General features: G+C 38.6%; 10 protein-coding genes and 1 tRNA gene. 6 read left to right on the forward strand and 5 right to left on the reverse strand.

Features of this window, described 5'->3' with window-relative positions:
* Window positions 1-225 precede the first annotated feature (225 nt).
* The gene (locus tag QI031_RS11040) at window positions 226-990 is read right to left on the reverse strand and encodes a Uma2 family endonuclease (protein WP_281485209.1); all 765 of its coding nucleotides are present in this window, start codon (window positions 988-990) and stop codon (window positions 226-228) included.
* Window positions 991-1,485: 495 nt separating this feature from the next.
* Between QI031_RS11040 and QI031_RS11045 the strand changes: the two genes are divergently transcribed.
* Window positions 1,486-2,181, forward strand: coding sequence for an Npun_F0296 family exosortase-dependent surface protein (locus QI031_RS11045; protein ID WP_281485210.1), 696 nt, complete (start codon window positions 1,486-1,488; stop codon window positions 2,179-2,181).
* A gap of 646 nt (window positions 2,182-2,827) precedes the next feature.
* Here the strand turns inward: QI031_RS11045 and QI031_RS11050 are convergent.
* The gene (locus QI031_RS11050) at window positions 2,828-4,441 is read right to left on the reverse strand and encodes an iron uptake porin (RefSeq protein ID WP_281485995.1); all 1,614 of its coding nucleotides are present in this window, start codon (window positions 4,439-4,441) and stop codon (window positions 2,828-2,830) included.
* Window positions 4,442-4,701: 260 nt separating this feature from the next.
* On the opposite strand from QI031_RS11050, the gene QI031_RS11055 reads away from it, so the two are divergent.
* The 4 genes from QI031_RS11055 to QI031_RS11070 all read left to right on the forward strand — a co-directional run bounded on the left by QI031_RS11055 (window position 4,702) and on the right by QI031_RS11070 (window position 7,544).
* Window positions 4,702-5,703, forward strand: coding sequence for a metal ABC transporter substrate-binding protein (locus QI031_RS11055; RefSeq protein ID WP_281485211.1), 1,002 nt, complete (start codon window positions 4,702-4,704; stop codon window positions 5,701-5,703).
* A gap of 47 nt (window positions 5,704-5,750) precedes the next feature.
* Entirely contained in the window at window positions 5,751-6,524 is a 774-nt protein-coding gene (locus QI031_RS11060; protein WP_281485212.1) for a metal ABC transporter ATP-binding protein, read from the forward strand.
* A 3-nt stretch (window positions 6,525-6,527) separates the two neighbouring features.
* The gene (locus QI031_RS11065; protein WP_281485213.1) at window positions 6,528-7,397 is read left to right on the forward strand and encodes a metal ABC transporter permease; all 870 of its coding nucleotides are present in this window, start codon (window positions 6,528-6,530) and stop codon (window positions 7,395-7,397) included.
* 74 nt (window positions 7,398-7,471) lie between these two features.
* Window positions 7,472-7,544 (forward strand) — tRNA-Phe (locus tag QI031_RS11070).
* Window positions 7,545-7,622: 78 nt separating this feature from the next.
* On the opposite strand, the gene QI031_RS11075 is transcribed toward QI031_RS11070, so the two are convergent.
* Window positions 7,623-8,429 carry a choice-of-anchor W domain-containing protein gene (locus tag QI031_RS11075; RefSeq protein ID WP_281485214.1) on the reverse strand — a complete coding sequence of 269 codons (807 nt, stop codon included), beginning with the start codon at window positions 8,427-8,429 and terminating at the stop codon, window positions 7,623-7,625.
* Window positions 8,430-8,965: 536 nt separating this feature from the next.
* Entirely contained in the window at window positions 8,966-10,237 is a 1,272-nt protein-coding gene (locus QI031_RS11080) for a glycosyltransferase family 4 protein (RefSeq protein WP_281485215.1), read from the reverse strand.
* A gap of 289 nt (window positions 10,238-10,526) precedes the next feature.
* Between QI031_RS11080 and QI031_RS11085 the strand changes: the two genes are divergently transcribed.
* Window positions 10,527-10,946, forward strand: a complete 420-nt coding sequence (locus tag QI031_RS11085; RefSeq protein WP_281485216.1) for a COG3650 family protein — start codon at window positions 10,527-10,529, stop codon at window positions 10,944-10,946.
* 530 nt (window positions 10,947-11,476) lie between these two features.
* Here QI031_RS11085 and QI031_RS11090 read toward each other — a convergent pair.
* Window positions 11,477-11,974, reverse strand: a complete 498-nt coding sequence (locus QI031_RS11090; RefSeq protein WP_281485217.1) for an RNA recognition motif domain-containing protein — start codon at window positions 11,972-11,974, stop codon at window positions 11,477-11,479.
* Window positions 11,975-12,445: the final 471 nt, after the last annotated feature.

A 12,445-nucleotide genomic window follows, 5' to 3' on the forward strand; every position in this document is an offset into this window, starting at 1 on the left:
TTGGTAGATCTTTACGAAAAAACTGTACTGGATGTTACAATATTGTTAAGAAAAGTTGCTCGTTGCATTTTGGGAACGCGCAACTTGGTTTTAACTCTATTGAGAAGACAACGCAAAATAACATTTTTTAGACTAGCTGTGGGAGGCTAGTCTTTTTTTAACTTTATAAGCGTGGCTTTGCTGAAGCAAGTGGCGATAAATAGGCGAAAAACAAATTAGGCACTGCTAAATTGTATCAGGGTCGATATTTAACTCCCGCAATTTTGCTGCCAAACGTTCTGCTTTGTCAGCTTCCTGTTGTGCTTTTTGTTCTATCTGTTCTAGTCTTTCTTCTGTCTGTTGTGCCTTTTGTTCGACCTGTTCTAGTCTTTGTTCTGTCTGTTGTGCTGTTTCTTCAGGTGTTGGTATTAGTTGCCCATCTGATGTGAAAAACCGCAATAAACCCTGATAAACTCCCAAATATAACCCTAACTGCTGACTCCACAATTGTCCTTGCTCATTTGATTGCAGAGGTTGATATTTTCCATCTACTAAATGAAATCCCACAAATTCTAATGTATATGGATCAAACCAAAAATAATCAAAAGTGCGGAAAGTATCTTGATAAATTTCTTTTTTTAAACCTTTGTCTGTTTTTGCCGTTGAATCTGACAAAATTTCTAAAATTACATTTGGATATTTGCCATCTTCTTCCCAGACTACCCAACTTTTACGGGTTTTACGTTGGGTTCCTAGCACTACAAAAAAGTCTGGCCCTCGGAAATATTCTGATTTGCGTTGGTGCGGACTGTAGTAGATAGTCAAGTTTCCTGCTGCATAGAAATCATTTCTGTCTCGCCACAGCCATTCTAGACACGTCAAAAGTAGAATTATTTGTCGTAGATGTAGTTCGGTTTCCAAAGGAGGTTCATCACTATATAAATCACCAGGGGGAAATATAATACCTGGCAAGATGCCTTCTTGAGAATCTAATTCTTGAGCTATAGCCATGAAATAAATACGGCATCAACTAACTGTGGGTTTATTTTAGCAGCGTTATAGTTAGCGATCGCCTCTTGCACTTTACCAACTTTAACAGTAAACAGTGATAACTGATAACTGATTTAAACTTGCCCAAAGTATTGAAGAAGCACTTTTTATCTAGTAATTTTTAAGTAATTACCGCTAGCTTTTTTTTGATCTCCGTTAAATCAACTATATATTTTCTTTTTCCCATCTCTAATGGGCTTGCTGAATAGTAGACTTTACTTAAAAACTGTAACTTTGGATCTATAATTAATACATATTAAAATTATTTATAAGTATATATATTGACTTTTTTACGGATTTAGCATTCTTATAACCATAATCATGACTTGGCTTTTTCTCGCCTTTAGACTCAAATACTCAAATACCTATTTTATGTAAAAATTGTTTCCAAGCACTACACAAATCGCAACCTGACATGCCAATCTATGGATAGCAAAAGTTTTAGGAAACAAATCAATGTCTATTTCACAAAAACTGTCATTAGCTTTAGTCGGAACAGCGGTTGTTTTCATGGGTGCTAACCCAGCTGGTGCTGTCAGCTTAACCAAAGGAGGTAGCGCACCTGTTGAAGGACAAGGTTCAAAGTCTACTATTGTAGGATCTCAGGTTATTGACTTCAATTCGGGTACAGCAGTTGATCCAAACGGGTTTGCGACTTACTCTGCAACTAATGGCATTGTGCAAGGTAGCCAATCAGGCGCTTATGCTACCCCATTTGGCGATACTAGTAAATATCTAACTATTTCACCATTAGATTCTAGCGTTGCAGGAGGTACTGGTTCTGTGACTATCAACTTTGCTCAGGCTATTGATTACTTTGGTTTGTATTGGGGGTCAGTAGACGCATATAACTTTGTGGATGTCTACAGTGGCGGTACTTTGTTGAAAACATTTAGCGGTGCAGATGTTCCAGGTGCTGAAGCTAGTGGTAGCTGGACTAGTAATGCAGACAATGTTTTCGTTAATTTATTAGCTGATAAGGGAGAAACCTTTGACAAGGTAGTTTTGAGATCTAACGGTCGTGCATTTGAAAGCGATAACCACACCTACAGACTAGCTAGTGTTCCTGAACCTGGTTCCATGTTGGGTCTATTAGCCTTTGGTGCTTTGAGTGCCGGATCATTGGTCAAGCGCAAGTCAAAGATGGCTTAAGCTCATACACCTTGACAGACGAAAGATAGATATTTTTTGGATGTAGTGCATAACCTAAAATAGGTTATGTTTTGGAATGAGAGCAGCCTCTATTAATCTCGCTCTCCATGTATCCTTTCAAAACGACAATTTAGTATGAGATTTTGTACCCGGCAAAGATGCTGGGTTTTAATTTTGAGATTTTAAGCTCATCCCACCCCTAGTGGTCTGTCAACCCAAAAATGACAGGTGGAGGCAGGCAGGGGAAGCAGGGTAAGCAGGGGGAGAAAAGAACTGGACTTTTTCACATTAACCCAGCAAAATTATCTTGACAGAGTACTAGAAGGGGCGGGATTTCGTGTTAGTGGTCAGTGGTCAGTTGTTTTTGCTACTCACAACTGACTACTAACACCTGACGGCGGCGGTACGACTATTTCTCCTACTCCTCGAAGAAGTGGGTTTCCCGTCGCCTTTTGATGAAAGACGCGAAGAACAACTTCGCGTCTTTTCTGTTGAAAATAGAACTTACGCACTTGCTACGAAAACTAAGCCTTTGCGATTACTACTCTTGTCCTTACGCAGACCCTACGCGAACGAGAAGCCGCTAACGCGTCTACGCTTTGCTCGTAATGACGTAAATCGTAATCCTTGCGTAAGTCCTGGAAAATTAGAAACTGAATGTAGTTCTCAAAGCACCAATAAAAATATCATCGTTGTCATCATTATGATCTGGGGATGTCAACCAGATGACTCCAGGGGTGATACTGATGTTGTCACTGATTTGGTATTGGTAAAAAGCTTCTAGGTGATAGGAAGTATCCCTATCTCTTTCTAAACCTGCAACACTAGAACTTGTTACCCTAGGTTCCACACCAGCAATAATCCCAGCCAAGTTACCTTTTTTACCAAGGTCAGGAAAGCCGAGGGTAACGGCATAGTTCCAAATGTCAATATCTCCACGATTACCAGATAGGATACGGCTATTAGTATATCCAGCCCAACCACCCAAGACTATTTGATCGCTGATGCCGATAGATGCTTGAACACCATAAGAATTACTAGAAAATGCGGTATCTAGTTCACCATTCTGATTTAACAAGGGTGTGAAGGTGGCAGCGTTACTACCTGTAGGTAATGGCTGTTTGTAGGAATTGATGTAAGTTAAACCAATAGATATGCGATCGCTTGGTTTAATTGTTAATTGTGCTAATGCACCGTAAGCACCATCAAATAAACCATTTTTGGGAGATGGATCGTTAGCTCCACCACTCAAATATCCTAAACTGAGTGCTAATTTATCACTAAACTCATGGGTTACTCCTAACCCTGCACCATCCATCTGGTAATAAATTGGATTACGTGTGCCAAAGGTTGATAAAGCCCCAAAAGCACCATCTCCATCAAAGATATTTATAGTATCGGTAAGATCATCTGCTGCACCAGCATTAGCGATCGCAATTACCTGTGTCTTTTCTCCCAAAGGAAAAGCGTAAAATAAAGCATCGATAGCGGCATCAGTAGTACCGTCTTCACCAGCAAAGAATAAGTTACCTTCTGGTGTACCAATGTCAGGACTGATAATATTATTAGCCTGGATTCTAGTAAATAGGGTATCTTGACCTGTAAAACTAGTTACAAGTTCAATCCTTGCCCTTACCCCAAGAGTCGTATTTGTATCTGTGATTTCTCCACCATTAACGTTGTCACTTCCAAAAACATCAGTAATGGCTGCGACAACTTGTCCTTGTAGTTTAGTTGTAGTAGAAAACTGATTAGCTTCCAGTTCAGATGTACGTGCTTCTAGGGCATCTACACGACCTCTTAATGTTGCTAATTCTGCGGAAAATTCTGATTGCAACCTTTGCAGTGTGGCTATATCTTGTTTTGTTACCAGTTCAGCAGTTGCAGTGGCAATAAGTTCATTAACTCGATCAAGACACGCATTCAAACCAGCGGCGAACTCATATCTTGTCAGCGCGCGATTACCACGATAAGTGCTATTGGGATAACCCGCAATACAGCCGTAACGCTCGACTAATGATTGTAAAGCTTGAAATGCCCAATCTGTAGGTTGGACATCCGATAATTGAGATACTGAGGTAACTTGCGCTATCACCTGATTTTGATTAAATTTCTCAACTTTATTGACTGGACTTGCTACAGTTGAAAGCTGATTTTTTTCCGATATTGTAGATATTTCCTCTGCAAACGCAGTACCAGTAAGTATCATCATGCTACAGACTACTGGACTTACCAGCAGATATTTCCCTAACTTTTGCATTTTTCCTTCACACCACTCTTGATTCAAGGACACAGTTTCTTGAAAAGTATTCTCAAATATTATCAGTAGCTAGCATTTTTTTAATACAAGAATTAAGAAAGCATCATTTAACAAGTCAATAAAGATAGCAAATAACAGCATCACTGCTCAGATGCTGCTGTGACTGCTTACACAAAAAACGTGATCTACTTTATATGAGAATGATAATTATTATAATATACGGTGTAGAATAAGTCTCATTCTCAATCAAAGGATAAAACATGGTGATTTTGGCTGGTAAAACACATAAAATGGGCATTTTATCCTTAATTACTTTGCTGATATTTTCTACAGTTGTGGGCTGTAAGCAATCAAACACAAATCAAAGAACAAATTATGTGCAGTCGCCGCCAGCCCAAGAAGCAGCGTCTACTCCTGTAGAGTCCTCAGAAAAAATCAAAATAGTGACGACATTTTTACCGATTTATTTGTTTACTAAAGCGGTAGCTGGAGATGCAGCAGATGTGACAATTTTAGTGCCACCAGGAACGGAAGTACATGAGTATCAAGCGACACCAGAAAATGTCAAAGCGATCGCTACTGCAAATGTGCTAGTAAAAAATGGTTTGGGATTAGAGGAATTTCTGGAAGGCACTGTAAAAAATGCCCAAAATCCTCAGTTGACAGAAATTGATGCCAGCAAAGGGATTAAACCCTTAAATGAAATTTCACCCATTGAAACAACGACAACAAAGGAAAAAGAACATGAACACACCGAGGGGAATCCTCATGTTTGGTTAGATCCAGTTATGGCAAAACAGCAGGTAACAAATATCCGGGATGGATTAATAGCCGTTGATCCTAGAAATAAAACTACTTATGAAGCAAATGCTGCGGCTTATATTCAAAAACTAGAAACTTTAAATAGCGAGTTTCAACAAAGTTTGCAGAAAACTCCCAATTGCACTTTTATTACTTTTCATGATGCCTATCCATATCTTGCTCAACGCTATAACATTAAACAAGTTGCGGTGGTAGAAATTCCTGAAGATCAACTTTCACCAGCAGATGTACAAAATGCAGTTAACACAGTGAAAAAATATCAAGTTAAAGCTTTATTTAGTGAACCAGGGGTAGATAACAAATTATTAAAAAGCCTGTCCAAAGACTTGAATTTAAATTTGCGTACTTTGGATTCTTTAGAAACTGGCGAAACAAATCCACAGTATTATTTTCAAGCCATGAAAGCTAACTTACAAACTCTGCAAACGGCGTGTAAGTAAGTTTAATTAAAACTAATTAACCATTAATGACCAATTAACTATAAACAATGACCACGCCAATTTTAAAAGTAGAGGGATTAACTGTATATCAAGGCAGTCATTTAGCTGTGCGGGATGTTGCTTTTGAATTATTGCCAGGAACAGATACAGCGATAGTTGGCCCCAACGGCGCGGGTAAAAGCACTTTGGTCAAAGCGGTTTTAGATTTGATTCCCCGCAATGCTGGCCAGATTGAAATATTTGCTCGTCCAATTTCTAGACTAGGAAATTTGCGTCATTTATTGGGTTATATGCCGCAGAATTTCATTTTTGACCGCAGTTTTCCTATCTCTGTGAGTGAGTTAGTAGGATTGGGATGGACTAGTGAAGCTAAAAGAACAAGTTCGTTTTTCTCAAAGTTACAGAGGCAAAACCAGGAAAAATCAGTAGCAGTCATAGAAGCTTTACAGCGTACTGACGCTTATCATCTGCGACATCAAACTATTGGTACTCTCAGCGGTGGTCAACTTAAACGGGTATTATTAGCTTACTGCTTGGTAAGACCGCGAAAACTTTTAATATTAGATGAAGCCTTTGCCGGCGTAGATGTGCAAGGTACAACAGATTTTTATGCATTGTTGAATGAACTTAAGCAAGAAGAGGGGTGGACAGTGTTACAGGTTTCCCATGATATTGATATGGTAAGCCGCCATTGCGATCGCGTCCTCTGCCTCAACCAAACTGTTGTTTGTACCGGACAGCCGGAAATTGCTCTTTCACCCCAAAACCTTTTAGCAACCTACGGGCCAGGATTCAGCCGCTACCAACATCACCACAACTGAGTTATGAGTTTTTACGATCCTTGCCAGCTAATTGGATTAGCTGTAACTAATAGTTATGATTTGGTAGAGTTGTTGCAATTCCCTTTTATGCAGCGAGCGATCGCAGGTGCTGTATTAATGGGAATACTGGGAGGTTTACTTGGTAGTTTTGTGACCTTGCGCCAGCTATCATTTTTCAGCCACGCTGTGGGTCATGCAGCATTAGTAGGGGTAGCGTTAGGTGTGCTGTTACAAGTCAATCCTACTGGGATGTTGTTACCTTTTACCTTACTTTTTGGCGTTGTTGTCCTCTACTTTATTGATAAAACCGATTTAGCTAGCGATAGCATACTTAGTATCGTGCTTTCAGGTGCATTAGCGATCGGTGTGATTCTCACTAGTCTGATTAAAGGATATCGCGGTAACTTGATGGCAGTACTTTTCGGCGATATTCTGGCGATTGATGCCACAGATTTAATTTTGACGCTACTTGTACTTATTGGTAGCAGCATATTTTTACTATCAACTCTACGACAGCAAATTTTATTGACCCTAAACTCAGATGTAGCCCAAGTACAAGGGATTCCAGTCCAATTATATCGCTATGGCTTTGTCGTCTTGCTTTCACTAGCCGTGGCCGTAGCCATTAAAGCTGTCGGTGTTCTACTAGTGAATGCATTTTTGGTAATTCCTGCTTCAACCGCCAAACTGATGAGTCATCACTTTCGTCATTTTCTGATTATGTCGGTGATAGTTGGTTCTACTAGCAGCATTGCTGGGATTATTGTGTCAGGTCTTTTCAACCTTGCTTCTGGCCCTAGTATTGTGCTGGTTCAGTTTCTGCTATTTATAGCTGTTTTCATTGGGGTAAAGTTAAAGTTGAAAACAGCATAATTTTTTTTGTTTATCTCTTGCCAAATCATTTTATCTTCGCTAAGATGATTAATCGTGGCTAAGAAAAAGCACCAGCCGGGATAGCTCAGTCGGTAGAGCAGAGGACTGAAAATCCTCGTGTCACCAGTTCAAGTCTGGTTCCTGGCATACTCTTCAGCCCCTCGAAACTCAAGATTTCGGGGGGTTTCGGCTTTATAAGCTTTGATTAATAAAATTCACAATCGATTAAATTTGTTGACTATCTGCTTTTTGTCTTTTTAGAGCAGCTGCACCTGTCATAGTAGCAACGAAAATAGCACCTAGCATACTAGGCTCTGGTACTTTCTTCTTACTACCTACTTTGATTTGAAAGGCAAGATTAGAACGCTGGGGTGCTGAACCTGCCCAGCTAAAGGAGGTTGTGCCAGTTAACATAAAATTTGTAGAAATATCACTGACGCGAATATAGTCTACATCACTACTGACAGCTGAACCTGTAGATGAGAGACTGCCAATAGCTTGGCCGTTTAAAACGAGATTACTCAAATTTACAGAGTTATTAGTATTGCTACTGCTATTTTTTTGGGCAAAAGTGCGGAAAAAGATGTCTGTTACAGAACCGTTAAATTCCTGAGTTGTTAGGGCTAATGTTTGGACACTATCAAAAACTTTGTAAGTCACCTTACTTCCTGTATATTCCAGGCTGAAATTCCATAATTTGTTATTTCCCCAAACTAAATCACCTTTAGTAACAGGTTGACCACCGTTTACTGCTGCTCTTACATCTTTATTAATTCCTAATTCTCGCTCTCCGTTACCTCCTAAACCATTGTTACCAATTCGACCTTCGGCTACAAACAACTCTTTAAAATCTTTCTTATCAAGCAACAAGTTAAAGTCTAGATCGTCAAAGTCTGTGTCAGCATCTTGGGATGTTAAAGGAACAAGTGAAACTGCTTTTGCTGGGTTAGATGCAATCATTAACCCCAAGGTCGCTAATCCTAAAGTAAAAAGTAATTTGTACTGATTAATAGGTTTGTTTAAGGCTAGCATTATATCTCCTATGAACAATTATTTTTCATGATTGAATGAAGTTTTTCAAACTAATATCTTTATAAATCTGAATTAACTCAATTAGCAGATCTTATACCAAGTTGCAGTCAAATGTAATATTCCGTCATTGCGACTGTAACAAAGTGGAAGGAAGCAATCTTATCAATTTTGAACTACTACAATAGAACGCAAACTAGTATCAACTAAAAATTTGATTTAAGACATGAGTTATGTTTTCATAGCTTAGAACACAGTTTGAGCTGCTGTCGATAATAAGACGCATACTTTAACTAAAAATTTATATACAATGAATTTTCTGAAAAATTAAATATGAATACGTACAAGCTTAGTAGTAATTAATACTGTTTTAGATGTATAGGCTCTAATTCTTGATTTAAGATATTTAGAATTATTAAAATGTGTTTTAAAAAGTTAAGAAGGAAAAGGTAAAACTACATTTTTCTTCTTAATTCATTTATTTTTTTGTTCTGTAAAATTATTCATTATCGATTAACAACCAAAGAGTATGAAAAAATTTATTGAGTAAGCAATGCAGCCTTTTTGGCTACTGGTTGCTCCAAAAATTGGGTATAAAGTTCACTGAGTTGATTTGCTACGCCATCCCAACTAAAATTAGTTTCCACACGCTTTCTGCCAGCTTTACCTAACTTGTCTCGCCATTCTGGATTCAATAAAATTCGGTCAATAGCAGATGTAAAGGCAGTTACATCTTGTGGTGGCGCTAATAAACCTGTTTCTTCTGGAACTACAGTAAACCGAAGTCCACCAACATCACTTGCTACCACTGGTGTATTACTTGCCATTGCTTCAATCGCTACAAGTCCGAAGGGTTCGTAGTGACTAGGAACAACGCAAACATCAGCAGCAGCATAGTAAATTGGTAAAATTTCCTGACTGAGGCGACCAGTAAAGATAGTACAGTCGTTCATTCCTAATTTATTAACAATACTTTCAATGCGATCGCGTTCAATACCGTCGCTGTTACCTGGAGTGCTACCGCCACCTATAATTAGCTGGAGGTTCTTAGAAGTGCGTAACTGAGACTCATTGATTGCACGTACTAAGGTTTCTATACCTTTACGCGGGTCAAAACGCCCTATATAGAATACAAGCTTGGTTTCTGGAGCAATTTTCAACTTGGATCTTGCTGCTTGTCGCTCAATTGCACCAAATCGTTGAATATCAGTACCGCAGGGAATAATATCAATAGTGCCTTGACTGGAGACAAGCGATCGCATGTGTTGCTTTTCTTGAGGACTTGTGGCTACAATCCTTTCTGCTGTCTCCAAAACTTCTTTTTCAACTGCTAATCGCTGACTAGCTATTAAGGGAATACTTTCTATCGTGTTGTACTTGACTACTCCTAAAGAATGATATGTATGAACTTGTTTACTACCCTGAATTTTCTTTAGTTCCATTCCTATCCAGCTAGAATGCCAATAGTTGGTGTGAATTAATGGATATGTAATATCGTTTGCTTGCTGAAACTGAAGAAAATTATCCAAAAATTCTGGCAAATAATCAAAAAGCTCATCCCGTGGTACAAACTCTACAGGGCCGGCTATTAGACGAATCGTTCGACAATTTTGACTATGTTGAACAACTGGGTTTTGCCCTTTACTGACTTTTCGGGTAAACATATCAACTTGCCATCCTAGCTGCGCTAGTGCTTCACCCACATGACGCACATAAACGTTTTGTCCTCCAGCTTCTTCTTTCCCAATTTCAATCGCTGGGTCTCCGTGGACAGAAATTAAGGCGATACATTTTTCAGTGGTAGTATTCATAGTATGTGTACTGCTGATGATCACAAGGTATTTGTTGGTTCCAAGCCTGTTAAACACAAACTTGAACCTAAGTAAGTTATTTAAAAATTTTTGAGTAATCTTTATTTTATTTTAATATGTCAAATTTTTCTTAAATCTACTACCAGGACTATACTTCTATCTTAAGTGTTTATATTTAATTTATAGATGCACAAATTGTAATCTTTATACCTAATACTTAAAACGGATGAGTTTATAGTTTGCAGAACTAACAAAGTAAAACAAATTAATAGCTATAGGATCTCGATACATGAAAGTTTTCATCTGTTGTGTTGCTTTGCTCTTATTTGACGCTAGTTTATTAGCTCACAGTCCCAGTAATGCTAATGAATCAAATAGCAGCATCTTTGTTGCAGAAACTGCTAATAATGAAGAATTTATCGCTAGCGGTACAGAACCTTTTTGGAGTCTTACCGTGAGCAAGAAGGCAATTGTCTACTCTTCACCAAATGTGCAAAAGCAAATCTTCTCTTATGTTGCACCCTTAAAAGCAGAGGCGCGTCCCGCAGACTTGTTGCGAGTTTACCGACTTAGGGGCAAAGGTAACAATATTTTAATTATCAAAAAAACCGAGATCTGTAGCGACGGTATGTCAGATAAAGAGTATCCCTATTCTGCAATTTTTATCCTGGGCAATCAGGTTTTAGAAGGTTGTGCCACGAAAAAATAATGCTCCAAAAGTTTATTGATGCGTTAGAAATGAAAGAAAAAAGCATCAAGCAGCTTTTAGTAAAATATTGCGGTTTTCTTATGAATGAAATACACCACTCTAGCCCCTAGCCTCTAGTTCCTATACCCTTTTGATTATTGGAGTATATTGTATACAACCGACGAGAAACGCTATATGTTTTTTGGATAATGAGTTGTTCAGATTGAGTAGTTATGGTTTACCTTTACGCTAACTATTCTGACTTTAAAAGATATTAGACAAATATGATGGAGTTAAATTAATGCGATCGCAACTATTGGGAGAAGTTAGTCAGTTTTCTACTTTTATCCCTAGCAAATAGAATACTTTATTAATTGCGTATTTTTTGTATTTTGCTTAGAGGAAATTAATGCATTGGTCTTTTGATTAATGACTATGGCTAAACGTTTAATCTTAAACTTTAGCCTAGTCTCACCGCGAAACCTGTTTACTAACCACATTTCACCTAACAGACGCGATCGCACTTATAATGATGGCTGCATACCATGCACTTAGTTTGTGGTTTGCGCGGCTAGCATCTGCTTGAGCTTTTCGAGTTCAGAAGCCCAACGGGGATCTGGCCGAATAGCATCTGAGTCAGCATTAGTGTTGCTGCTTTCGCGATTACCGCCGCCGCCACGCCGAGACTTCTTAGCCCCTTTCTCACGACGATTGCTGTCTTTATTGATGTTAGGAGCAGGGTGACTACCACTAGAACTAGCAGCTTTGGGAGCTTGATCCTCGTTATCCTCACCTTTTGTCCGAGGCAATGCCTTTTCTAACTTAATGGGAGTTTCTTTAAACAAGTGACCGTTATACTTTTCAATAATTTGGTCAGCTTGCTCGTCATTGTTGACCGTAAGAAAACCGAAACCACGGCATTTGCCAGTTTTCCGGTCTTTAATTAGTTTCGTAGTTACAGCATCACCTTCTTCGGCAAAAACTGCTTGCAGATCTTGACGATCTATTTCTTCTTTTGGCAAATTACCTATATATAGGCGAATGGACATGAACTATACCTCCAGAGTTGAATGAACATGGCAAGGCAAGAAAACAATCCCTTGGCTTTGACTTTTAAATAGATGCTATTGACCAAGGCTGCCATAAACCAATTTTTTTACTCCAAACTGTCAACCTATACAATACAGTTTTTCGTTGGGATCAATCTTGTTTAATACAAAAGCGCACACAACGTTCAGCTAATATCACCTTAATTCTAAGAATTGTAAATCTATTAGCCTATTGTTTGCCATAGTAAATATTTTTTCAGTGCCCTTGCCCGCAGAATTGAATACCATCCTTTACATTACCACGGTATTTTCTACGTAGCTAGTTCAGGGCATACATTTCTGATAATAGTATGATCGCATCTTAGCATAAAGTAAAGTTTTTTTCTCAAAAATGGATATGGGAAACAAAAACCAGCCCTTGGCTGGTTAATTTGTTGCTGTGTTGGGAAGATAAAAATGGTAGTGTAATAA

Source organism: Halotia branconii CENA392 (assembly GCF_029953635.1).
Lineage (GTDB): Bacteria > Cyanobacteriota > Cyanobacteriia > Cyanobacteriales > Nostocaceae > Halotia > Halotia branconii.

Bases quoted from the DNA above. Each gene is read 5' to 3' on its own strand.
- QI031_RS11085 (WP_281485216.1), top strand. From the start codon at position 10,527: ATGAAAGTTTTCATCTGTTGTGTTGCTTTGCTCTTATTTGACGCTAGT.
- QI031_RS11050 (WP_281485995.1), bottom strand. From the start codon at position 4,441: ATGCAAAAGTTAGGGAAATATCTGCTGGTAAGTCCAGTAGTCTGTAGC.
- QI031_RS11045 (WP_281485210.1), top strand. From the start codon at position 1,486: ATGTCTATTTCACAAAAACTGTCATTAGCTTTAGTCGGAACAGCGGTT.
- QI031_RS11060 (WP_281485212.1), top strand. From the start codon at position 5,751: ATGACCACGCCAATTTTAAAAGTAGAGGGATTAACTGTATATCAAGGC.
- QI031_RS11040 (WP_281485209.1), bottom strand. From the start codon at position 990: ATGGCTATAGCTCAAGAATTAGATTCTCAAGAAGGCATCTTGCCAGGT.
- QI031_RS11065 (WP_281485213.1), top strand. From the start codon at position 6,528: ATGAGTTTTTACGATCCTTGCCAGCTAATTGGATTAGCTGTAACTAAT.
- QI031_RS11075 (WP_281485214.1), bottom strand. From the start codon at position 8,429: ATGCTAGCCTTAAACAAACCTATTAATCAGTACAAATTACTTTTTACT.
- QI031_RS11055 (WP_281485211.1), top strand. From the start codon at position 4,702: ATGGTGATTTTGGCTGGTAAAACACATAAAATGGGCATTTTATCCTTA.
- QI031_RS11090 (WP_281485217.1), bottom strand. From the start codon at position 11,974: ATGTCCATTCGCCTATATATAGGTAATTTGCCAAAAGAAGAAATAGAT.
- QI031_RS11080 (WP_281485215.1), bottom strand. From the start codon at position 10,237: ATGAATACTACCACTGAAAAATGTATCGCCTTAATTTCTGTCCACGGA.